This window comes from Enterococcus spodopteracolus (assembly GCF_030441955.1).
In the GTDB taxonomy this organism is placed as follows: Bacteria; Bacillota; Bacilli; order Lactobacillales; family Enterococcaceae; genus Enterococcus_B; species Enterococcus_B spodopteracolus.
This window is the reverse complement of record NZ_JARJHD010000015.1, coordinates 23,182-46,168: the sequence shown is the minus strand read 5'-3', so window position 1 is coordinate 46,168 and position 22,987 is coordinate 23,182. Positions and strand designations below refer to the sequence as shown.

The window sequence follows — 22,987 nt, the reverse complement described above, 5'->3', positions numbered from 1 at the left end:
CCTGTAACCATGCCGAACACAGAAGTTAAGCTTCTTAGCGCCGATTGTAGTGAGGGGTTGCCCCTTGTGAGAGTAGGACGCCGCCACGCAAATGAAAACAGTTGAACGAAAGTTCAGCTGTTTTTTTGTTTATATTTTTGAAATAGCAAAAATTATTGTCAGTATTCTAGCCAAAAAAATACATGGTCTTGAAAAGAATTTTTTTCAAGGTCATGTACTTTATTAAAGTAGATCTAAGCTTTTTCTCTAAATAGAAGTGAGTTTCATTTGACCAATCATCTAAACTGTTGATTGTCCAATTATTGCATCTTAACTAAAGAATGGCTTCGATTGCTTCTTTCATTTTTAATGGTGAAGTTTTTGGCGCAAAACGTTCAATTACTTGGCCGTCTTTATCAATAAGGAATTTTGTAAAATTCCATTTGATTGCAGGTGTCAAAGTACCTGGTGCTTGTTCTTTCAAATAATCAAATAGAGGATCAGCATCCGCACCATTGATCACTGTTAGTTGGTGCATGGGAAACGTAACCCCATACGTTGTTCGGCAGGCTTCCGCAGCATCATTTGCAGAAGCTACTTCTTGCTTGAATTGATTCGATGGGAAACCTAATACTACTAATCCTTTTTCCTGATACGTCTGGTAAAGCTCTTCCAACTGTTCAAATTGTGGCGCCAAACCACATTTTGTTGCAGTATTAACGATGATCATAGGATGGCCCTTGTATTTGTCCAATGAGTAAGTTGTCCCATTCTCTAATGTGACGTTAAAATCATAGATATCCATTTGTTTTTTCCTCCTATTTGTTGATGTATAATAAAGGGTTTGCTGATGTAGTCCCCTAAACTTAAAACATAATGAGCGAAAGTCAATGCCTTCGATTATTAGCCAAAACGGAAGACTAAGAGTTCTTATTTGAGTTTTCTCCTAATGTTCATGCCAAACTGTCTTTCTCATAACTTACCAAAACAAGCCGTAAAAGACAAAGATTTGGCATGTTCTTTTGTCTTTTACGGCTTATGACTATGAGATGGAGGTCACTTTCCTTAATCTCTATTATGCTTAAATAAATTTATAGTCTGCTTAGACTCCGACGTCTGACCACTCATCTCGTTTTGCTAAAAATTCACGCGCTAAAGCTTGTGCGCCTTCTAGCGTATGGTTTGCAGCCCATCCACATTGGATTTCGTTGCTTGCTGGAACTTCTGTCGCTTGTAGCACATCTTCCATCGTTTTTTCTAAAACATCTAAAATATCGTCATAATTTTCATGGTTGATGACAGTAAGATAAAAGCCTGTTTGGCATCCCATTGGTGACCAGTCTACAATATAATCTGCATGATTACGAATGTTTTCGGCAGTTAAATGTTCTAAAGAATGCAAACCTGCCATATCCATGTGTTCTTTGTTTGGCTGTTTGAAACGGACATCATATTTGATGATCAAATCGCCATGTTCGCCTTTTTTACGATCAGCTACACGAACATAAGGGGCTTTTACTTTACGGTGGTCTAAATTAAAACTTTCGACATTCATTTTCATATTGAATTACTCCTAACTATCTGATGATTCTTTTTAGAGAAATAAAAATCCTCTAAAAAGATTGGGTCGATTTATTTAAATTCTAACACTTATTGCAGGCCAGGTGTAGAAAACTGATTGATTTTCTTCAATTCTTTAAAGATAAAATGGATCAGTGATTTTTCAATTGAGTAAAGGCTTGGTTCAAATCATCTAAAAGATCTTGGGCGTACTCGATTCCTACGGATAAACGAATCAATCCGTCTTTGATTCCAGCCTTTTCGCGTTTTTCTTTAGGTACAGAGGCATGAGTCATCACAGAAGGAATTTCCACTAAACTTTCGACACCACCTAGGCTTTCAGCGAGGATAAATAGTTGCAAAGCTTCAACAAAAGGAATGGCATCTGCGTCATTTTTCAAGGTAAAGGAAACCATTCCGCTATAACCTGACATCTGTTGTTTCGCAATTTCATGATTATCATGAGTTGTTAGACCAGGGTAATAGACTGCTTCAACTTCAGGATGGTTCGCTAATAATTCAGCTACAGCATAGGCATTTTTTTGATGTTCCTCCATACGCACACTAAGAGTTTTGATCCCGCGTTGCATCAACCAACTATCTTGTGGACCTAATACGCTACCGATCGCATTTTGATAGTAACCGATTTGATCCGCCAACTCTTGGTTGTTTGTCGTCACTAATCCAGCAACGACATCACTATGCCCGCCTAGATATTTTGTGCCACTGTGTAAAACAATATCAGCGCCTAATTCTAAAGGTTTTTGAAAGTATGGTGTAGCAAATGTATTATCCACGATTGTTAACAAGTCATGATTTTTTGCAATTGCTGCACCTGCTTTCAAATCAGTGATTTTCAATAGGGGGTTACTTGGTGTTTCTAGGTATAACGCTTTTGTATTATCTTGAATCGCTTCTTCAATCTGTGCAAGATTACTTGTATCGACGATTGTATACTCTAATCCATTTTTTGTAAGAACATTATCAAATAAACGGAAAGTTCCGCCATAGATGTCATCGCCTAAGAGAATGTGATCCCCAGATTGGAATAAGGAAAACACTGTATGGATTCCTGCTAGACCTGAGGCAAAGGCAAAGCTACGAACCCCACCTTCTAAGTCTGCGATCAATTCTTCTAAAGCAAAACGTGTTGGGTTACCTGAACGTGAATATTCATATTCTTTCGGTTGTCCAACTGCATTTTGGCGGTAAGTCGATGTTTGATAGATTGGTACGCTAACTGCTCCTGTTGTTGGATCTTCACTAATACCACCATGGATCAATTTTGTTTGAATATGCATAATTGTTTCCTCCAGTTTCTTCATTGAGTTTGTTGTTTGGATGATTGCTCACAGATAAATATTTTTTGATAAGTAACGATCGGATGTATCTGGAAATATGGTCAGGATAGACTGTCCGTTAGGTAAACGTTGCGCTTCTTTTAATGCTGCGGCAAAAGCGGCCCCGCTCGAACTGCCTACTAATAATCCGTGTTCTCTTGCTAGTTGACGTGTGTAAGCAAATCCTTCGGCATCAGAAATAGTTTCAAATTGATCAATTGTCAACTCACTAAGAAAAGGGGGGACAAATTCAACACCGATGCCTTCAATTTCATGCCCATGTGAAGGACCACCATTCAAAATCGATCCTTCTGGCTCAACACCAATCAAGCGAATTTCAGGTAAACGATCTTTTAGAAATTTTGCGGTTCCAGCAAACGTACCACCACTTCCAATACCGGCAACAAAGCTATTGATTGATCCTTTCAATTCTTGAAACAATTCGGGCCCTAATGTTTGGTAATAAGTAGCTGGATTGTGTGGGTTTTCAAACTGCAAGGGAACATAACTATTTGGAATCTCAGAAGCTAATTGTTTACTTTTTTCGATCGCACCAACGATTCCTTCTTCTGTAGGGGTGTGTACGATTTTTGCGCCTAGTGCCTGCATGATTTTTTGTTTTTCGATACTAAATTTTTCTGGTACGACAAAAATTGTTTTTAAATTGAATTTCAAAGCTGCCAGACCTAAACCAATGCCGGTATTTCCGGCAGTCGGCTCAATGATCGTTGTTTCTTGATCGATTTTTCCGCTTCCAAGCCCAGAGGACAGTAAGTACAAACCTAAACGATCTTTGATACTGCCACCGGGATTCAAGTATTCCAGTTTTGCATAGATCACAGAATCTTTGGGCATAGGAAAATCTTTTGCAGTAAATTGATAGATGGGCGTATGCCCGACTGCTTCAGTAATTGATGAGATGATCACGAATCCATACCTCCAAAAAGTAAAATAAAAAAGGAGCTGACTAATTAATCAGCTCCTTGTAAGATCGTAAATTGAAAAGACTAAGAAAGAAAACACTTTCACTACAGAAAGAAATCTTTCATTCAACTATGAAGGGCAATTAATAGACATGGCAAACAGTATGCTGTTTTTACACACCATATAACAACAATACTTCAATTGTTTTGAGTAATTGATTGCCATGCTTATCCCTCCAATAATGATTTAACTAAAAATAGCATGAATAAACAAGAAAGTCAAAGAGTAAAATTTCAAAATCAATAATTTTCTAGTCTTATCAGCGTTTGTCTGATACAATAAGGATGATTATGATTAAGAGAAAAAGGAGCAAAAAATAATGATCTCAGCAAGCGATTTAAAAGCCGGAATGACATTTGTCCAAGACGGAAAATTGATCAAAGTAATTGATGCAAGTCATCACAAACCTGGTAAAGGAAATACTGTGATGCGTATGAAGCTAAAAGATGTTCGTACTGGTGCTACTTACGATACGACACTAAGACCAGATGAAAAATTTGAAAAAGCACACATCGATACAAAACCAGTTCAATACTTATACACAATGGATGATACAGCATTCTTTATGGATCTAGAAACATACGAACAATATGAGATCCCTGTAGAAACTGTATCTGAAGAAATGAAATTTATCTTAGAAAACATGGAAGTTAAAATCCAATTCTTCGGTAGCGAAGTGATTGGTGTCCAATTACCAACAACAGTTGTCTTACGTGTCGTTGAAACACAACCATCGATCAAAGGTGCGACAGTGACTGGTTCTGGTAAACCTGCCACAATGGAAACAGGCTTAGTAGTCAACGTACCTGATTTCATCGAAACAGATGAATTATTAGAAATCAATACAGCAGAAGGTTCATACGTAAAACGTGCGAAATAATCGAGTGCAGTAAAAAAGCTTTTAAGCAGGATGCTTAAAAGCTTTTTTTTACATTAATCAGCAAATAATGTTTGTAGCTTTAAATGATGAACTTCTAACAGTCGTTGATACAGATTTGTTTCAAAGTCTCTATAATGACAAAAATCAAGGACTGTATACTTAGAAGGATCAAGTCCAATAGGGATTAGTAGTGGGGAACCAAAGATAAAAAAATCATACTCTTCAATGATGGGAAGTGTGAGTCGCTCAATATCTACAAAGGGGATCTTCTTACCTAAATTTAAGATTTCTGCGGAGATCAGATGTTCAGAGACGTTGACAAACCCAACTTTCAATTTATAGTTTTCGTCGATTTCTGAATAATAAGGATAAAGTAAACTGGCTTGTAGATAGGCTAATTCACTTACGCAAGATTTCAACCATTTATAGTTTTTTCGTTGTGCGATTTTTTTCCAAAATCCTTCAATTTTGATTGTCAAGATACGTAAGAGTGGGTATTTATCTTGAATATAGGAAGAGATAAATAATGTGGTCAAAGGAATTTTTTGTTTAAACATGCTAAAGTTACCAATAGATAGATAGAGATTCAAAAGCAAAGCTGGCTCTTTCTCAAAATGAAATGTACCAATAAATGTATGGCAATGCTCCTGAAATTCATCTAAAATAGCTTTGATCTCATTACTCGGTTGTTGATAGGAATGTTGCACGATCGGCACACGAATATCTTGATTAGAGGTAAGAAACGGCCAATAATAGAACAAATAAAATAAAGAGTTTACCTCTAAGATATCTAAACGAAGATTTGCAATTTTGAAGAAGTCATAAAAAAAGTCAATGTTTGTTTCACTTGGAATAAAAGAATCTTTCGATAAACTGTAAATATCTGTAAAATGATTATTTTCGATCCTAAGCAAACAAATCAGACAATGGAGACTAGCTTGTTTTTTTCCTAAATCAAACTTATTCTTGTGTTGCGAACCTTCGTGTTTATAAATCAATGCGCGAATTTCTTGGCTGTAAGGATTGCTGTCCAGACTTTCTCCTAGTGAAACAAACCAAAAGAAATTGAAAAAAATGATACGAATCAGTGTTTCAGAACCAGATAAGGTAAGATTCGATAAATTCAAGTTGATATTGTATTCCTTCAAATATTCAGCCAATTTTTTTGTTTGTCTAAAACACGTTGAGCGACTGATAAAGTGACGATTGCAAAAAGCTGCAAGATCTTCATCTTGTTCAGTCAGAAGACTGATCAATAATTTATAAGAAACACTTTCTGTTGATAGGTAATGTTGATATTGGGTATATTGAACAAGTTGTTCAGGAATGGATAACTTGTTTTTAGTATGTAACAGTTTAATATCAGTAAATTGTTCTAAATCATCTTGTATAGCATATAGGATTTTTTTGAAACGAGTCGCACTAAAATAGAAATCTAAGTTTTCTCGTACATGATCTAAACTATATTCCCCTGGCCATAAGGTCATCACCTTTCCATACACACTTAATTTCATTCGTGCATGGTCATCTAATAAAATTTTTTCAATCAATTCTTCACCTTCTTTTATATTTTCATTATTAATACCCTATTTATTTTGCCTTGTAAATACTTGTCTCAATTTTCTAAAAAAACTATACAGGATTTAGAAACATTTTTTTTAAATTTGTCTCAAAACTATCCTCCAATATGTTTATTTTGTGAGAGAAAAGAATAATAAATTGATTTTAAATAACGAATTATTAATTTATATTATTTGTTGTATAAAAAATCAAACCATTTAAAATAACTTTAATTTAATAGTTAGAAACAAAAGAGAGAAGAACTAGAAAGATTAGTGAATTTTTTCTTTTTTTTATATTATCTAATTGAATTTTAAAGTTTTTTTAAGGAGGTATCCATAAATGAAGAAGCGAAATTATTTCATCGTTTTCTGTCTATTTTCTCTATTTTTCGTCACCTATTTCTATTTCCAAAAAGGAAAGACTGTGGCAGCTAATGAAGAAGCAACCATTGAAGTATTAAATAATGAATATGGCAAAGTAAGTATTAGGAAAATAGATCATCAGCTAACGGTCGTGTATCGATTAAAAGAGCAAACACAAGAAAACCGATTTTTATTCCAGTTACATCCAAAAGATGCACCTGAAACGAATCTGCTTTCCTCTTATGTTTCTCAAGAATATCAAGAATACACAGATGAACAACAACGAAAATGGCTAGCAGGTGATTTTTCTCAAGCCGTTGAAGAAAAAGAATTGTCCATTGAATTACCGAGTACGAGCAAAGAATTTCAACTCAATATTCAGATAGAAGAAAAAACGGGTCAGTTACTTTTATCTGAACCAGCTTCCTTTTCATTTTCTATAGATAACGAGAATCAGGAAACTGCACAAACGAGTGAACCAACGTCTGAAACCACGACTTCTTCTGAAAACAGTGAGGTGTCGGATGATTCAGCGGTAGCTAAAAACGAATATCGTCCGTTTGAACAACCACAATTATTCAATGAACAGTTGAAACCTAAAGGGTTAGCTACGATTGAACCGGAATATACCACAGATGAGCAAGGAACCTATCCGCAAGCGATGTGGCAACCGGAAAATGACGAGAATGTACGAAATCATCAAGGGAATCGTCATGGTCAATCACAATGGGATGGATTGACGAATTGGGATGGTGACCCAACCAATCAAAACAATTCTTATATTGAATATGGTGGGGAAAAAGAAGAAGCCGATTACGCAATCCGTAAATTTGCCAAAGAGACAGCGAATCCTGGATTGTTTGACTTGTATCTGAATGTTCGAGGAAATACCCAAAAAAATATCACTCCTTTAGATGTCGTTCTGGTTGTTGACTGGTCTGGCAGTATGAATGAGGACAATCGTATTATTGAAGTGAAGAATGGGATTGATCGATTTGTCGATACCTTATCAGAAAGTGGTGTAACGGAAAAAATCAATTTAGGTTATGTTGGTTTTTCTAGTGAAGGCTACGACAATCGAATGATACCGATTGCTGGATTTGATTCTGTAAAGGAAGAAATCCAAGCAGCCACACCTGATTCAACAAGTGGTGGTACGTTTACTCAAAATGGTTTACGTCAGGCAGGCGAGATGTTGTCTGAACAAAATGGTCACAAAAAGGTGATCGTTCTTTTGACTGATGGTGTTCCGACATGCTCCTATCACGTATCAAGTGTGGTGACTGAAGAGGACGGTAGTTATTATGGCGCGACTTTTAGCAATCAAGTCGATCATCCCGAATATACTTCAAAAATTTCCCCGCCTTATCTTGTACCTGTTAGAGACCAAGATTCACAAGGGCATTGGATCAATTCAACATTCACAGCAACAATCGGTGAAGCAATGGCATTGAAAGAACGAGGTATCGAAATCCATGGCTTGGGTATACAGTTGCAAGGAGATGAAACAGAAGGAATCACGAAGGAAGAAGTGGAACGGCGAATGCGTAAGATGGTTACCACTGGCGAAGACGGTACGGCATATTATGAATCTGCAAATGAGTCTGCGGATATCGCCGATTATCTAGCCAAAAAAGCTGTGCAGCTTTCTGGAACAGTTGTTGACGGAAAAATAACGGATCCAATCATTGATCCATTTGTTTATCAACCAGACAGCGCTTCTGTTACAAGTGTAGGGACAACCCCTCTATCGATTGAGCCACTTCTTTCTATTGATGGGCAAACGATCAATGTCGATAAAATCTATTTAAAAAAAGGTCAGGAAATCCAACTACACTATCAAGTGAGACTCCAAACAGAAAGCGAAAAGTTCGAGACTGATACTTGGTATCAAATGAATGGGCAAACAATCTTCCAACCAACGAGCAATCCAGATGTTCTTGCTAAATTCGGTGTGCCGTCAGCCAAAGCACCAGGTGTATCTCTTGATTTTTTCAAGGAATGGGAAGAATTTGATCAAGATACGACGACTCGACCAGAGAAAGTGATTTATGAAATCAAGCGAACAGGAATCATTGAAACATCTAGTTGGGAAAGTGGCTATGTAGAATTAAGTAAACCGGAAGAGGAGAACACCAATGTTTGGGAGCGAACCAATATCACCAAACTTTTAGCGTCCAGTGAAGCGTCTCGTGAAACCCTCAACTTGCCAAAATACAACAATCAAGGGCAAGAATTTCACTATGAAGCGGTGAATGAGTTGGATGTACCAGGATATCAATCAGAAAAAATCAACGCAACGACTTGGAAAAATAAAAAACAATTTGTTCCTTTAGATTTAAAAATAACCAAGAAAACTTCGTCAGCTGACCATCTCTTAAAAGGAGCAGTGTTTCAACTAACGATTGGAGGTCAGGAGATTCAGCTGATCGACCATGAGGATGGTACCTATTCATTGCCAGAAGGCACACGCCTTGAAAAAGGGAAATCTTATACATTGACAGAAATCAGTGCACCTGCTGGACATGAAAAATCGGAAAAGCAGACGTGGGAAATTGCCATTTCTGACAATGGGGAAGTAACAGTGGACAAACAACAAGCTACAGTCACTGATCAAGTGATCCAATTGACGATTGAGAATCCATTTGCAGATCTTCCGATAGCCATAAGAAAATATACCGAAAAGGACAAACAAAAAATCAATCTGGCAGGAGCAACTTTTGCTTTACAAATAAAAGGCGAAACAGGAATCTATCATACACTGAAGGAGGAAGTCACCGCATCATCAGGATTGGCAGAATTCGTGATACAAAAAGCGGGGGAATATCGTTTAGTAGAAACAGTAGGACCGCTTGGCTACGATACGATTCCAGGAAACTATGAATTTAAAGTTGACCCTTACGGTACGATTCTATATGACGGAGAAAATGTAGAGGAAGATACCGTTTGGACATTGACGCATATGAATCAAATCAAACCTTTTGATTTAACAGTTCTAAAGCAAACGGATACAGGACAGGCGCTAAAAGGGGCAGTCTTCCGACTATCCGGTCCAGATGGACAGATTGAATTACCAAACGACGAAAAAGTAACTGATACATTTGTTTTTGAGAACCTAAAACCGGGTGAGTATACGTTGGAGGAGATCAAAACACCGGAAGGTTATCTGGGATTAGAGCAACCCGTACAGATCGTTATCCAAACGGATAGAAAAGTAACTGTAGATGGTGAACCAACAGAAGTCCAGTTACAAAATGATCATACGAACAACCAAATCCATTTGGTCATCACCAATCAGGCATTGATCCCACTGCCTGAAACCGGAGGATCTGGCCGACTTGGCTTCTTATTATTAAGTATCCTTGCGATTGTTTCATTTGTCGTTTATTCAAGGGGGATGAAACGAGGAGGCATTTCAAGTTGACCAAGTATTATTGGTTCTTGCTGTTGTTGCCTTTTCTGTTAGTTGGTGGTGCCAAAACGTGTATCGCCCAAACACAAGAGATGGTCCAGTTGATTGTCCATACTACGCAGCCCTCATCAGATAAACAAACGGAATCCCATCAAGCAAGTTTTGCGGTTTACGATGTGACAAAATTATTTTATCAATTACGTAAAAAAGGATTTACTGTCGAAGAAACACAACAAATCATTGCGCAACAAGGTACTTCAGCAGGTTCTTTTCTAATGGAAAAACTGGTGAAGTCGAACAATGATGGAGAAGATGTAGCAATCTTTGATCTACGTGAGTCAACGAATCAAATAGGTAACGTTTATTTAGTGAATGAAACCACTCACATAGCAGATGCGTTTGCAGGATCACAAAATGTAGTCGTGGTTTTGCCTCTTTATGATTCATATGATCACCCACAAAAGGCAATCCATCTCTATCCTAAAATGAACCAAGAGCCATCTGCGATCGTCTTTGAAAAAAAGCTTGTAGAGGAAAAAAACACTTATTCGATTGGTGAAAAGATCTACTATCAATTGGATATCCAGTTTCCAAATGGGATAGCAACTGAAGAAACATGTGTAGTCACTGACAGTGCGACGAAAGAGTTGGAATTGCTAACTGAATCACTCAAAGTCCACAGCGAAGAAAAACGCTTGGAAAATCTGACGTTTCATAGCCATAGTCAAGGATTCAGCATTGCGTTTAACGGTCAAGACTTGCAAGATCTGGCAGGTAAAACAGTGAGGATCAACTATCAGATGCGTTTACTACAAGATGCAATTGCTGATCAATCGATCATTAATCAAGCGACATTAAACATCGGAACAGCATCATTGTCACGAAGTACACGCATTCGAACAGGGGGGAAGTGGTTTCAAAAAGTTACAACAGATAAGGAACAACAGGTGCTAGAAGATGCAATGTTTATGATCAAAAACCAACAGGAAGAATACCTGCATTTGAAAGATGGAAAATATTGCTGGAAAAAACGAGCAAGAGATGCAATAACGCTGACTTCTGATCGAAATGGCTTCTTTTCCATCAATGGCTTAGCAGACGGAGAATATTTACTTGAAGAAATCAAAGCACCAAAAGGGTATAAAAGAAACCCTTATGCTGTCTCGTTTGTCGTAAAAAGTATGTCATATGCCATCAATGGACAACCTAGTGAACCTTTGAAAATCACTAATCAGAAACAAGAAACGAGTTTTCTTTTTCCAAAAACAACTGACGAAAAAATAAGTGTTGGTATGATTGGTGGCATATCGATCATAGGTAGTTTCATTATTTATCAAAAGAACAGGAGTAAAGAAGAATGAAGAATAGAAAAAATTTCAAAAAAGTATTACTATGTCTTATTTCATCACTACTTACATTGGTGGCATTACTTCCTAATCCACAAGTGTTTGCTGAAGGAACGGATGCACAATTGGTGATTCACAAAAAGAAAATGTTAGATTTCCCACAACAAGAGATCCAAAATACAGGGAAAGAAATGACTGAATTCAACAACTATCAAGGGTTGGCAGATGTGACATTCCATGTGTATGATGTCACCGAATCCTTTGCTGAAGAAAGAAAAAATGGCGCGACGATTGAAGAAGCAAAAGCGATCGTCCAATCACAGACTTCTGGCACAGCTCTTCTTTCTGGTACAACAGACGCTCAGGGGGATCTTTCTTTAGCGTTGCCAAAAAAACAAGCTGGAAAAGATGCAGTCTATGTGATTGAAGAAGAAACAAAATCAGGAGTAACAGCTGCTGCAAATATGGTTGTGGCATTTCCAGTATATGAACTGATCAAACAATCCGACGGTTCATATCAATATGGGACAGAAGAACTAGACGTAGTTCATTTATATCCTAAAAATGTCGTGGAAAATGAAGGAACGCTGAAGGTCAAAAAAGTAGGTTCAGCAGAAGGTGAAGCACTAAACGGTGCGGAATTTGTCATTGTGAAAGAAGATGCAGGTGTTGCCAAATATTTGCATGGTGTAGCACAAGGAATGTATACATGGACAACTGATAAATCTAAAGCAAAACACTTTGGGACTGGCAAAAGCTATGAAATCGGTGAAGAGGACGTTGCTGAAAAAGAAGCAGAGAAAGGCCACATGCTTATTACTGGGTTAGAAGTTGGCGAATATGTGTTAGAAGAAGTAAAAGCACCTGAAAATGCAGCGATGATCACTGAGCAAACGAAGACCCCATTCACAATTGTTGCTGGTAGTCAAACGCCAGTTGAACTTACGGTGAAAAATGATACGACGAAAGTAGAAAAAGAAACTCCGCAATTAGATGGGCAAGACGTAGCAATCGGGGAACCAGTCAATTATGAGATCAGCGTCAATATTCCTCTTGGTATTGCGGATAAAGAAGGATCCAATAATAAATATACCACCTTCAAATTGATTGATACACATGATCCAGCTTTAACGTTCATGAACCAATCAACGGGAGAAACAGGATATGCACTTTACGATGGTGAAACGATCATTGATTCAACGAATTACCACGTAACTGAACAAACAAACGGCTTCACAGTAACGATTGAACCAACTTATATTCCTTCATTGACTCCAGGTGGTACGTTGCGTTTTGTTTATTATATGCATTTGAATCAGTTAGCAGAGCCAACCCAAGGTTATAACAACGAAGCAAATGTTGATACTGGACATACGACCGATCAAACACCACCAACTGTGGAGGTACTGACAGGTGGGAAACGTTTCATTAAAGTAGATGGAGCAGTAGCTGATATCAAACCATTAGCAGACGCTTCGTTTGTGGTACGTGATCAAGATGAAGCAACAGCGAAATATTTGATCATTGATCCAGTAACAAAAGCAGTGACGTGGACTACATCACAGGAAGAAGCAACGATTTTCACGACAACAAGTGATGGATTAGTGGATATCACAGGCTTGTCTTATGGAACGTATTATTTAGAAGAAACAAAAGCACCAAACAATTATGTGAAACTAACTGAACGAATGGCGTTCAAGGTCGATCAACAATCTTATGCTGTTGTAGGTGAATTGGTTGCACCAGAGAAAGTACCAAACAAACACAAAGGGACATTACCAGCAACTGGTGGCAAAGGCATTTCATTGTACATTTTCTTAGGTGTGGTTTTACTGACAATCGTGGGTGCGTACTGGCTAAAACGACCAGAAGTTAAATAGTCTCAAAATGAAGAACGAGTGACTCGCTGAGGAGAATAAAATGAAACAAAAAAAATGGCGTCTGTTAGATCTAATCATGTTCTCGGTATTTTTTATCGGTGTCCTCAGCTTGGCGTATCCTTTTGTCAGTGATACGTTGAATGATTATCTCGACCAGCAGATCATCAAAAATTATCAAAAAAAGGCAAAGTCTGAACATGCGACAGAACTTGCTGAATTACAAAAGCAGATGATCAAAAAAAATGAACAACTGGCATCAAACGTAGCGATGCCAGAAGCAGACCCATTTTCCAAGAAAAAAAAGAATGATCAAAAATCTCAGAAATCGTATATCGAATCACATACCGTTGGTGTTTTGACGATCCCCAAAATCAATGTCAGTTTACCGATTTTTGATCAAACAACGACGAAACTATTGGAAAAAGGCGCTTGTCTGCTCGAGGGCACCTCATACCCGATCGGAGGCAAATCGACACATGCGGTACTTTCCAGTCACCGAGGCTTGCCGCAAGCAAAATTGTTTACAGATTTACCTCAATTAAAAATAGAAGATCACTTTTATATTGAAATCAATGGACAGTATCTTGCGTATCAAGTCGATCAGATCAAAACCGTAGCACCGACAGAAACAGAAGCGCTGCAAATTCAAGAAAATCAAGATTTAGTCACACTGGTTACCTGTACTCCGTATATGGTTAATAGTCACCGTTTATTAGTACGCGGACACAGGGTCGCTGTTGAACCAGAAGAAATAAAAGAATCGTTAGAAAAAGTGAAACAGGCGAAGCGTGCTGCATTTTTACTCGTAAATGGCTTGATCAGTGTGTTTTTGTTGCTATTTCTTATCATGATGATAAAATATTTTACAAAAGTTATTAAAAAATAATATAGTTTTGGAAACTAGATGATAAAGTTTTTGTAAACAGAACATCCTTCATGTATAATGAAATTGAACAAACGAAATGGAGTGGATCAAGATGGAGATAGAATTTAGCCGAAAGTACCAAATCGTCAATGAAGTATTAAATGCGGTGACCCATGGGATTGCAGCTTTATTAAGTCTGCTTTGCTTCAATTTGCTGATGGATCGCGCCCATACGACCTTAGATTATGTCGCTTTTGCGATTTATGGCTGTTCTCTTTTTCTGCTTTTCTTTTCTTCCACGTTATTTCACAGTTTGATTTTTACGAAAGCAAAAAAAGTATTCCAGGTATTTGATCATTGTTCGATTTACCTTTTAATTGCTGGAACTTACACGCCATTTTGTCTGTTAGTCGTACAAGGAACGACAGGACTAGTATTGCTAAGTGTCATTTTGGCCACAGCAGTGATTGGCATTATCTATAAATGTTTGACTTTAACAAAGACAAACAAGGTATCAAAAGTTTCAACGATCATTTACAATGTGATGGGGTGGGCAATCATCGTTGTGCTACCTAAGCTCTATCAGAATATCGATTTGACTGGCTTACTATTACTAGTGGGCGGAGGAATCGCTTATTCTGTGGGATCACTATTTTATAGCATGAAAAGCAGACGATTCACCCATGTGATCTGGCATCTATTTGTCATGTTAGGTGCAGCGTTGATGTTTTTAGCAATCTATGTAAGTAATTGATTTAAGAAAAATACGATTCAAAAAACTGACCAATTTATTGGTCAGTTTTTTTTGTCTGTTTCTAAGAGGATTATGTGAAAATAAATAGTGGTTTTTTATTTTTTATTTTATGTATGCAATAAAATTGAAAAATTAAACATTTTTGCTGAAAATAACGATTTAAACTAGACAATTCAAACAATTTTGTTTAATATTATTCAAATAAAATTCAAATTATAATCTAAGGATATTTCAATTTGATGAGAAAACAATTTTTGAAAAGAGGGAAAAGAGAATGACAGAATTAATGATCGGCGAAATTCCAGTGAGTCAATTAGCAAAAGAATTTCAAACACCCCTATATGTGTATGATGAAAAAAAGATGGAAGAAACGATAAAGTCGTTTAAGCTGAACTTTGATTCTGATTCTTTTCAAACAAAGATCTTGTATGCGTCTAAAGCCTTTCAAACGGTAGAATTACTCCAGCTAATTGCTGAACAAGGGTTAGGTCTAGATGTCGTAAGTGGTGGGGAGATTTATACCGCGTTACAAGCTGGATTTCCTTTAGAAGATGTTTATTTCCATGGCAACAACAAAACGATTGATGAATTAAGATATGCCATTGAAAATGATATACGCCATTTTGTTGCAGATAATGGGATGGAAGTCGAAGTCTTGGAAGAGTTAAGCCGAGAATATCAGAAAAAGCTACAGATCATGTTGCGATTGAACGTAGGGATCGAAGCACATACCCATGAATACATCGTCACCGCACATATCGATTCAAAATTCGGCATGCTTTACGATAGCGATGTTTGCCAACAAGCGATTGCACGTATCCAACAAAGTGAATTTCTTAGATTGGAAGGCTTTCATGCCCACATCGGCTCACAAATCTTTGATATGACTGCTTGGCTGGCTGAGATCGACCAGCTGGTTACCTACCTTGAAGATTTTCAACAACCGCTTTCTTTAAATCTGGGAGGGGGCTTTGGTATCCGTTATACCGAAGCGGACACACCTTTACCAATTGCAGAATCAGTCAAACATCTGGTTACACACACAGAGCAGACGCTAGCTGACAGAAACTTAACGATCGATCGCTTATTGATTGAACCTGGGAGAAGTATCGTTGGTGAAGCCGGAACAACACTTTATACAGTCGGCTATATCAAAGAAACACCTCACAAGAAATATTATTTTGTGGATGGTGGGATGACAGATAATATTCGACCGGCACTTTATCAAGCAGAATATACCTGTGATTTGGCAAATAAACTAGACATTGAAAAAACAGAAAAAGTGACGGTTGCCGGAAAAATGTGTGAATCAGGAGACGTGGTGATCCAAGAAACACAGTTGCCTCCTGCAGAGCCAGGTGATCTTCTGGCAGTGTATGCCACAGGAGCCTACGGATATTCGATGAGTAGCAATTACAATCGTGCACTTCGACCAGCAGTTGTTTTTGTCAAAGATGGCGTGTCGAGAGAAGTCGTGCGTCGGCAAACTTATGCGGATCTATTGAGAGGAGAAGTCTATGCAGATTTATAAATATAATGGTTGTGGCAATGACTTTATTTTCTTAGATTACGATGAAACGATCGACTATAGTCATTTGGCTCAAAGCTTGTGTGCATCCACGGCTTACGATACGGATGGATTGATTGCTGTTAAAACCGAACCTTTAGAAATGATCTACTACAATAAAGACGGTAGCCGTGCGCCGATGTGTGGCAACGGTATCCGTTGTTTTGCCAATTATGTCAGCGATCAACAATTACTTAAAGCGCCACAATTTGCGGTCAAAACGCTTGCTGGGATGATCCATGTGACAATCCATTCACGAGAGCCTTTTTATTGCACAGTTGACATGGGAGCGCCGGACTACCAACCAGAGAAAGTAGGCGTAGCACAATCAACACCTATCATCAAACAAGCACTGATGATTGATGAGCGAAAGGTAGAGCTGACTAGTTTATTCATGGGGACGATCCATACAGTTGTTTTTGTTGAAGATGCGTTGGCTGAATTAACCAAAGAGACGGGAGAAAAACTCTGCCATCATCCCTTATTCAAAGAGAAAACAAACGTCAATTTTGTCCAATCTGTCAATGAAGAAGAATTGATCGTCCGCACGTATGAACGTGGGGTCGGTTGGACACTAGCTTGTGGTACAGGTTGTTGTGCAGCGTATGTCGTCGCAAGAGATCAAGGATACCTTTCCGGCTTACAAGCGACGATCCATTTAGAGCAAGGCGATTTACTGATTTCTGGCGATAAAACGATCACGATGGCGGGACCAGCCACATATGAATGGCATAAAAATTTGGAGGTAGAGGCATGATCAAAGGTTCGATTGTCGCGTTAGTGACACCAATGACGGAAACAGGTGCAGTGGATTATCTAGGCTTGGAGCAGCTGATTGCGTTTCATCTGAAAGAACAAACAGACGGCTTACTGGTCCTTGGAACAACTGGGGAATCACCCACACTATCTGAGGAGGAAGAGGAAGAGATCGTACGATTCACCGTTGAAAAAGTCAATGGACGTATCCCAGTGATTGCTGGTGCAGGATCAAATGCAACGGCGAAAACGGTCAAGAAAGTCCAACGCTTTGCTGAACTTGGGGCAGACCAATTATTAGTGATCACCCCTTACTATAATAAAACGAGTGATGTAGGGTTACTGGCTCATTTTAAAGCGATCGCAGACGCTTCCTCGCTACCAATCATCTTATATAACGTACCGTCACGAACAGGGATGACGATTTCGTTACCTGTATTAACGGAACTAGCGAAGCATCCACGAATCATCGGCATCAAGGAAGCCTCTGGTGATATGTCCTATACAATGGAAGTGGCGCAACTGATTGATGAATCATTTGCACTATACAGTGGCAATGATGATTTGATTTTACCTATTCTAAGTATTGGTGGTATCGGTGTGATCAGTGTTTGGGCAAATATCCAGCCAAAAGTAGTCCATGAATTAGTTCATGATTACTTAAACAGAAACAGTCCTTCAGCAAAAGAAAAACAATTGACTCATTTAGCGTTGATCAATGCCTTATTCAGTGAAACCAATCCAATTCCAGTGAAAGCAGCAATGAATCATTTAGGCTTACCTGCTGGACCATTAAGACTACCACTGATTGAATTAGGCGAGGAGAAAAAGCAACAACTTATCGCACTGTTAACAGAAAACGGAGGGGCAAGCACATGAATATAGGGATCATCGGAAGTGGAAAAATGGGTAAGCGAATTGCAGAAGTTACCGAAGAATATCAACATCAGCCATTGAGTTCGACCGAATCCTTACAAGCAACGGAGGAATTATCGTTTGCTCAGACACCAGCAGTCATGATCGATTTTTCTCATCCAGCTGGTTTGGATAAAATCTTGCGATACAGCAAAGCTCACCAAGTCCCACTGGTGATTGGCACAACAGGCTATACCGAAGAGCAATTTGCTGAAATCGCCCAAGCAGCTCAAACGATCCCTGTACTCTACAGTGCTAATTTTTCATTAGGGATCATGGTGATGAATCGCTTGATCAAACAAGCAGCTAAAGACTTAGCCAGCTGGCAGATCGAATTAATCGAAAAACACCACAGCCAAAAAAAAGACGCACCTTCTGGCACAGCCAAGCGCTTAGTAGAAACACTACAATCCGTTCGAGAGCTGACACCTGTCTATCAATGGACAGACGAACCTCGAAAAGACCAACAAATCGGTGTTCATAGCCTACGTGCAGGCTCTTTTCCTGGAGAACATGAGGTCCTTTTTGCGACCAAAGATGAAGTCCTTTCAGTGAAACACGAAGCCTTTTCAAATCGAATTTTTGCAGAAGGGGCAGTTCAAGCAAGTATCTGGTTGGCCGAGCAGTCAGCCGGTTCATATCAATTAGAAGATTTATTTGAACCTAGAGGAGGAGCCTAAGTTGAACGCACAAGAAATCATTCGTTTTATTCAAACAGCAGAAAAAAAGACCCCAGTCAAAGTTTATTTAAATGTATCAGAACCTGTCGAGTTTCCGAATGCGAAAGTATTTGGTGAAGTGCATAGTCCAATCGTTTTTGGAGATTACAAAGACATCGCGCCGGTACTAGAAAAAGAAGCGGAAAAAATCTTAGCGATCGAACTAGAACAAACTGCTAGAAACAGTGCAGTTCCTTTACTGGATGTCAAAGACATCAACGCTCGCATCGAACCAGGCGCTGTCATTCGTGATCAAGTGACCATCGGCGATCAAGCAGTGATCATGATGGGCGCTGTGATCAATATCGGTGCTGAGATCGGGGATCATAGCATGATCGATATGGGAGCAATACTAGGCGGACGTGCGACTGTCGGCAAGAATTGTCATATCGGTGCCGGCGCTGTGCTAGCAGGGGTCATTGAACCAGCTTCCGCCCAACCAGTAGTGATCGAAGACGGTGTATTAGTTGGTGCGAATGCAGTGATTGTCGAAGGTGTTCGTGTTGGAAAGAATGCAGTCATCGCAGCAGGAGCAGTCGTTTTAGAAGACGTTGCACCTGAGACGGTCGTTGGTGGTACACCGGCACGTGTATTAAAAATAAAAGATGATCAAACCAAAGAAAATACCGCATTGATTGCAGCACTAAGAGAATTGTAGACAAAGAAAGGATGAAAAATATGCGCGAAATAGATACCTGTATTGTCGGAGCGACGGGATTAGTCGGTCAAACTATGTTAAGAGTCTTAGAGGAGTACGATTTTCCAGTAGGAAAACTCAAGCTTTTAGCATCCAAACGCTCTGCGGGGAGTCTGTCTGTGTTTAAGGGAAAAGAGTACGTCATCGAAGAACTGACTGAGACTTCTTTTTCTGGGTATGATTTAGCGCTTTTTTCAGCTGGAGCATCCGTGTCTCAAACATTTGGCCCAATTGCACGTCAAGCTGGCTTAGTGGTCATCGACAATTCTTCAGCGTGGCGAGAAGATCCGATGATCCCGTTGATCGTCCCTGAAGTAAATCTAGAAGATCATACGTTAGATCCATTGATTGCCAATCCAAATTGTTCGACGATCCAGTCCGTCTTACCACTGAAAGCACTACAGAACACCTTTGGCTTGGTTCGGGTCAATTACACGACCTATCAAGCTGTTTCGGGTTCAGGGCAACAAGGGATCGCTGATCTACAGGCGACTAAAAATGGCGCACCAGCAACTTTTTATCCGCATGATATCAGTCAAACGGTCATTCCAGAAATCGATCGCCCGATGGAAAATGGGTATACCAAAGAAGAACAAAAAATGATCAATGAAACGAAAAAAATCTTGCATCAACCAGATTTGCCTGTTTCTGCGACTTGTGTACGTGTACCGATTGAAAATGGTCATGGTGTCTCGATTGCTGTCGAGTTAGAAAAGCAATTTTCCCTAGAACAAGTCCGTGCTTGCTTCAGTCAGTTTCCAGGGATTTTGGTCGTCGATCACTTAGCAGAACACCAATATCCCACAAGTACATTAGCAAGAGGCACAGACCAAGTATACGTAGGACGTATTCGTCGCGACCTCTCTGTTGAAAATGGTTTGCTCTTTTATACCGTAGCTGACAATATCCGCAAAGGCGCTGCAGCTAACGCTGTTCAAATTGCTTTGTCACTTCTTCAAGAGGAGGTCCTTTCATGAAAGTCGCAAAATTTGGTGGAAGCTCGATGTCTCATGAAGAACAGTTCCGTAAAGTCCGTGAGATCGTGCTAGCTGATCCTCGTCGAGAAGTCATTGTCGTTTCCGCTTTAGGAAAAAGAACTAATGAAGACGATAAAGTGACCGATTTACTCTATTTGATCCATGCGTATCTTCAACATAAGGTTGATTGGACGTCTCTATGGGAACGGATCACGCAACGTTTTATTCAAGTAAGAGATCTTCTGTCACTTGACTTTCCGATTGAAAAAGAATTAACCATGATCGAAACACAACTAAAACAGGAAAAAGTGACGATCGATTATTTAGTCAGTCGTGGGGAGTATCTGACCGCGCAATTAATGGCGGAATATTTAGGGTATACCTTTGCCGATGCGAGTGAGCTGATCCACTTTGATTATGAAGGAGGCATCGACTTTCCTCGTACAGAGCAAGCAGTACGTGAGATGTACCAGAAACACCAAAAGTTGATCGTCCCAGGATTTTATGGCGCGAACCCAGCAGGAAAAGAAAAATTACTTGGTCGTGGGGGCAGTGATATTACCGGCTCCGTTTTAGCCAGTGCCTTACAGGCAGATCTTTATGAAAATTGGACGGATGTTTCAGGCATCATGATGGCAGATCCGAGAATCATCGACTCGCCGAAAGTCATTGAAGAAATCTCTTTCCGTGAATTACGAGAAATGGCGTATATGGGTGCAAACGTCTTACACGAATCAGCGGTTTTTCCTGTCCAAGAAGCTGATATCCCGATCCAAATCAAAAATACGAATCGACCGAATGATCATGGCACAAAAATCTCAAATCATGAAGTCGAAAAAGAAAATGGGTTGACGGGGATCGCCGGGCGAAAAGACTTTCTTTCAATCACCTTGTTCAAACAACATATGTCAGACGAAATCGGTTTTATTTGGAAAGCCATGAGTATTTTTGCAAAACATGGGATTTCGATTGAGCATATCCCCTCGGGCATCGATAATATCGGCGTCGTCGTTTCAGCGGAATTGATCATGGATAAATTGTTTTTGATCACCAAAGAATTACGTGAGGAATTAGGCGTAGAGGAAATCGAGATCATCGAAGACCTTGCCTTGATTTCGGTTGTAGGCGGCCCACACAAGGAACCAATTGGACTTTCGGGGAAAGTGCTGTCGATTCTGAATGAGTTAGAAATCAGGACCTCGATTCTATCACAAGGGGCACAAGAGTTGAACTTGATCATCGGTGTACCCAATGTACAGTACGAAACCGTAGTAAAAGGCATCTATGAAGGGATGGTGAAGCGACATGTTGGCAGCACATCGAATGGCGTTACATCAAATTCCTGAACTTGGCTTTCATGAATTTAAAACGAAGGAATATCTTTACGAACAAATCAAAAACTGCGGTGGTGTGATCCATGAAATCGATGCAACAGGCTTGTTGGTTTATTTTGATCAGCACCAAGACACAACGATTGCTTTTCGGACAGATATCGACGCGTTACCGATCACTGAAGCCACAGGGTTACCTTTTGCGTCTACACACCCAGGATTCATGCACGCCTGCGGACATGATGGTCATATGGCAATGCTCTTAGGATTGACCGATTATATTGCCACGCACCGTCAAGAGATGCAGCACAATATCGTCTTGATTTTTCAACCCTCAGAAGAAATCGCTGGCGGGGCAGAAAGTGTGATCCGTTCTGGGTGGTTGGAACATTACAAGGTACAGGCAATCTTTGGTTTTCATTTATGGCCAGGCTTGCCAGAAGGAAAAGTATTTTCACGACCAGGTGCGTTGATGGCCCAAAGTAGCGAAACAGATATCATCGTCAAAGGCAGATCTGCGCATATCGCCTCAAGTGGTAAAGGCATCGACAGTTTAGAAGCAGCCGTCCGTTTTATGAAGTTAGTCTACGACTTTGACGAATCCTTGCCAGAAAATCTTGAACACCTCTTGAAATTCGGCCAGATCACAGGCGGCACGATCCGCAATGTCTTAGCCAATGAAGTCGTTATCTCAGGCAGCATTCGTTCATACAGTCGTCAGACACAAACAGACTTAAAAACACAATTAGCTCGATTAGCAGAAGAATTCCAACAAACTTCTCAAGCGAAAATCTCATTTCGTTATAACGATGGATATCCTGCTGTGCGAAATGATGAAAAATTGTACGCGTCACTTGCTCATTCAGAATTATTACATGAATTAACTGAGCCTGTCTTACAAGCAGAAGATTTCGGCGTATATACGGAACACTATCCTTGTGTCTTTTTCTTTCTAGGTGTAGGCGAAACACCTGCCCTGCATGATGCGACATTTGATTTTGATATGTCCGTTTTAGAAAAAGGCTTGGAATGGTACCAAACAATCCTTTACACCAAGGAACTTTTCTGAAAAAATAAGGATAGTAACCAAAAGGGGAGAA

At 39.4% G+C, this 22,987-nt stretch carries 19 protein-coding genes and 1 rRNA gene; 15 read left to right on the top strand and 5 right to left on the bottom strand.

Annotated elements, in window-relative coordinates; genetic code table 11:
* Window positions 1-89 (top strand): 5S ribosomal RNA (gene rrf, locus P3R27_RS12495); the annotation flags it as partial.
* 224 nt (window positions 90-313) lie between these two features.
* Here rrf and P3R27_RS12490 read toward each other — a convergent pair.
* The 4 genes from P3R27_RS12490 to P3R27_RS12475 form a co-directional block, all read right to left on the bottom strand.
* Window positions 314-784, bottom strand: a complete 471-nt coding sequence (locus tag P3R27_RS12490) for a glutathione peroxidase (protein WP_034690903.1) — start codon at window positions 782-784, stop codon at window positions 314-316.
* Window positions 785-1,081: 297 nt separating this feature from the next.
* Entirely contained in the window at window positions 1,082-1,540 is a 459-nt protein-coding gene (locus P3R27_RS12485) for an S-ribosylhomocysteine lyase (RefSeq protein ID WP_010736339.1), read from the bottom strand.
* A gap of 151 nt (window positions 1,541-1,691) precedes the next feature.
* Window positions 1,692-2,840 (bottom strand): cystathionine gamma-synthase, encoded by a 1,149-nt coding sequence (locus P3R27_RS12480; protein ID WP_034690905.1) that lies wholly within the window; start codon window positions 2,838-2,840, stop codon window positions 1,692-1,694.
* A 48-nt stretch (window positions 2,841-2,888) separates the two neighbouring features.
* Window positions 2,889-3,806, bottom strand: a complete 918-nt coding sequence (locus P3R27_RS12475) for a PLP-dependent cysteine synthase family protein (RefSeq protein WP_034690906.1) — start codon at window positions 3,804-3,806, stop codon at window positions 2,889-2,891.
* A gap of 376 nt (window positions 3,807-4,182) precedes the next feature.
* Between P3R27_RS12475 and efp the strand changes: the two genes are divergently transcribed.
* The gene (gene efp / locus P3R27_RS12470; protein ID WP_034690907.1) at window positions 4,183-4,743 is read left to right on the top strand and encodes an elongation factor P; all 561 of its coding nucleotides are present in this window, start codon (window positions 4,183-4,185) and stop codon (window positions 4,741-4,743) included.
* Window positions 4,744-4,796: 53 nt separating this feature from the next.
* Here the strand turns inward: efp and P3R27_RS12465 are convergent, their stop codons facing one another.
* The gene (locus P3R27_RS12465) at window positions 4,797-6,293 is read right to left on the bottom strand and encodes a helix-turn-helix domain-containing protein (protein WP_034690022.1); all 1,497 of its coding nucleotides are present in this window, start codon (window positions 6,291-6,293) and stop codon (window positions 4,797-4,799) included.
* 352 nt (window positions 6,294-6,645) lie between these two features.
* Between P3R27_RS12465 and P3R27_RS12460 the strand changes: the two genes are divergently transcribed.
* The 13 genes from P3R27_RS12460 (at window position 6,646) to P3R27_RS12400 (ending at window position 22,956) form a co-directional block, all read left to right on the top strand.
* Window positions 6,646-10,092 (top strand): SpaA isopeptide-forming pilin-related protein, encoded by a 3,447-nt coding sequence (locus tag P3R27_RS12460; RefSeq protein WP_034690020.1) that lies wholly within the window; start codon window positions 6,646-6,648, stop codon window positions 10,090-10,092.
* The gene (locus tag P3R27_RS12455; protein WP_034690018.1) at window positions 10,089-11,441 is read left to right on the top strand and encodes an isopeptide-forming domain-containing fimbrial protein; all 1,353 of its coding nucleotides are present in this window, start codon (window positions 10,089-10,091) and stop codon (window positions 11,439-11,441) included. Before P3R27_RS12460 ends, P3R27_RS12455 begins: the two co-directional genes overlap by 4 nt.
* A complete protein-coding gene (locus tag P3R27_RS12450; protein WP_034690016.1) occupies window positions 11,438-13,306 on the top strand; it encodes a SpaH/EbpB family LPXTG-anchored major pilin in 1,869 nt (622 codons plus the stop codon). The genes P3R27_RS12455 and P3R27_RS12450 overlap by 4 nt, the downstream gene beginning before the upstream one ends.
* 40 nt (window positions 13,307-13,346) lie before the next feature.
* Window positions 13,347-14,192 carry a class C sortase gene (locus tag P3R27_RS12445; RefSeq protein WP_034690013.1) on the top strand — a complete coding sequence of 282 codons (846 nt, stop codon included), beginning with the start codon at window positions 13,347-13,349 and terminating at the stop codon, window positions 14,190-14,192.
* A gap of 91 nt (window positions 14,193-14,283) precedes the next feature.
* Window positions 14,284-14,925 carry a PAQR family membrane homeostasis protein TrhA gene (gene trhA / locus P3R27_RS12440; RefSeq protein WP_301356798.1) on the top strand — a complete coding sequence of 214 codons (642 nt, stop codon included), beginning with the start codon at window positions 14,284-14,286 and terminating at the stop codon, window positions 14,923-14,925.
* A 274-nt stretch (window positions 14,926-15,199) separates the two neighbouring features.
* Complete coding sequence (gene lysA / locus P3R27_RS12435) at window positions 15,200-16,456, top strand: diaminopimelate decarboxylase (RefSeq protein WP_034690010.1); 1,257 nt, start codon at window positions 15,200-15,202, stop codon at window positions 16,454-16,456.
* Window positions 16,443-17,249, top strand: coding sequence for a diaminopimelate epimerase (gene dapF, locus P3R27_RS12430; RefSeq protein ID WP_126133887.1), 807 nt, complete (start codon window positions 16,443-16,445; stop codon window positions 17,247-17,249). Before lysA ends, dapF begins: the two co-directional genes overlap by 14 nt.
* The gene (dapA, locus tag P3R27_RS12425) at window positions 17,246-18,127 is read left to right on the top strand and encodes a 4-hydroxy-tetrahydrodipicolinate synthase (protein WP_034690006.1); all 882 of its coding nucleotides are present in this window, start codon (window positions 17,246-17,248) and stop codon (window positions 18,125-18,127) included. The genes dapF and dapA overlap by 4 nt, the downstream gene beginning before the upstream one ends.
* Complete coding sequence (gene dapB, locus P3R27_RS12420) at window positions 18,124-18,843, top strand: 4-hydroxy-tetrahydrodipicolinate reductase (protein ID WP_034690004.1); 720 nt, start codon at window positions 18,124-18,126, stop codon at window positions 18,841-18,843. Before dapA ends, dapB begins: the two co-directional genes overlap by 4 nt.
* 1 nt (window position 18,844) lies before the next feature.
* A complete protein-coding gene (gene dapD / locus P3R27_RS12415; protein ID WP_034690002.1) occupies window positions 18,845-19,540 on the top strand; it encodes a 2,3,4,5-tetrahydropyridine-2,6-dicarboxylate N-acetyltransferase in 696 nt (231 codons plus the stop codon).
* Between the two features lie 20 nt (window positions 19,541-19,560).
* Entirely contained in the window at window positions 19,561-20,556 is a 996-nt protein-coding gene (locus P3R27_RS12410) for an aspartate-semialdehyde dehydrogenase (protein ID WP_034690001.1), read from the top strand.
* On the top strand, window positions 20,553-21,902 hold the full coding sequence (locus P3R27_RS12405; RefSeq protein WP_034689999.1) for an aspartate kinase: 1,350 nt from the start codon (window positions 20,553-20,555) through the stop codon (window positions 21,900-21,902). Before P3R27_RS12410 ends, P3R27_RS12405 begins: the two co-directional genes overlap by 4 nt.
* Window positions 21,862-22,956, top strand: coding sequence for an amidohydrolase (locus tag P3R27_RS12400; protein WP_034689997.1), 1,095 nt, complete (start codon window positions 21,862-21,864; stop codon window positions 22,954-22,956). Before P3R27_RS12405 ends, P3R27_RS12400 begins: the two co-directional genes overlap by 41 nt.
* Window positions 22,957-22,987: the final 31 nt, after the last annotated feature.

Bases quoted from the DNA above. Each gene is read 5' to 3' on its own strand.
- P3R27_RS12490 (WP_034690903.1), bottom strand. From the start codon at position 784: ATGGATATCTATGATTTTAACGTCACATTAGAGAATGGGACAACTTAC.
- P3R27_RS12485 (WP_010736339.1), bottom strand. From the start codon at position 1,540: ATGAAAATGAATGTCGAAAGTTTTAATTTAGACCACCGTAAAGTAAAA.
- P3R27_RS12480 (WP_034690905.1), bottom strand. From the start codon at position 2,840: ATGCATATTCAAACAAAATTGATCCATGGTGGTATTAGTGAAGATCCA.
- efp (WP_034690907.1), top strand. From the start codon at position 4,183: ATGATCTCAGCAAGCGATTTAAAAGCCGGAATGACATTTGTCCAAGAC.
- P3R27_RS12460 (WP_034690020.1), top strand. From the start codon at position 6,646: ATGAAGAAGCGAAATTATTTCATCGTTTTCTGTCTATTTTCTCTATTT.
- P3R27_RS12450 (WP_034690016.1), top strand. From the start codon at position 11,438: ATGAAGAATAGAAAAAATTTCAAAAAAGTATTACTATGTCTTATTTCA.
- P3R27_RS12445 (WP_034690013.1), top strand. From the start codon at position 13,347: ATGAAACAAAAAAAATGGCGTCTGTTAGATCTAATCATGTTCTCGGTA.
- trhA (WP_301356798.1), top strand. From the start codon at position 14,284: ATGGAGATAGAATTTAGCCGAAAGTACCAAATCGTCAATGAAGTATTA.
- lysA (WP_034690010.1), top strand. From the start codon at position 15,200: ATGACAGAATTAATGATCGGCGAAATTCCAGTGAGTCAATTAGCAAAA.
- dapF (WP_126133887.1), top strand. From the start codon at position 16,443: ATGCAGATTTATAAATATAATGGTTGTGGCAATGACTTTATTTTCTTA.
- dapA (WP_034690006.1), top strand. From the start codon at position 17,246: ATGATCAAAGGTTCGATTGTCGCGTTAGTGACACCAATGACGGAAACA.
- dapB (WP_034690004.1), top strand. From the start codon at position 18,124: ATGAATATAGGGATCATCGGAAGTGGAAAAATGGGTAAGCGAATTGCA.
- P3R27_RS12410 (WP_034690001.1), top strand. From the start codon at position 19,561: ATGCGCGAAATAGATACCTGTATTGTCGGAGCGACGGGATTAGTCGGT.
- P3R27_RS12405 (WP_034689999.1), top strand. From the start codon at position 20,553: ATGAAAGTCGCAAAATTTGGTGGAAGCTCGATGTCTCATGAAGAACAG.
- P3R27_RS12400 (WP_034689997.1), top strand. From the start codon at position 21,862: ATGTTGGCAGCACATCGAATGGCGTTACATCAAATTCCTGAACTTGGC.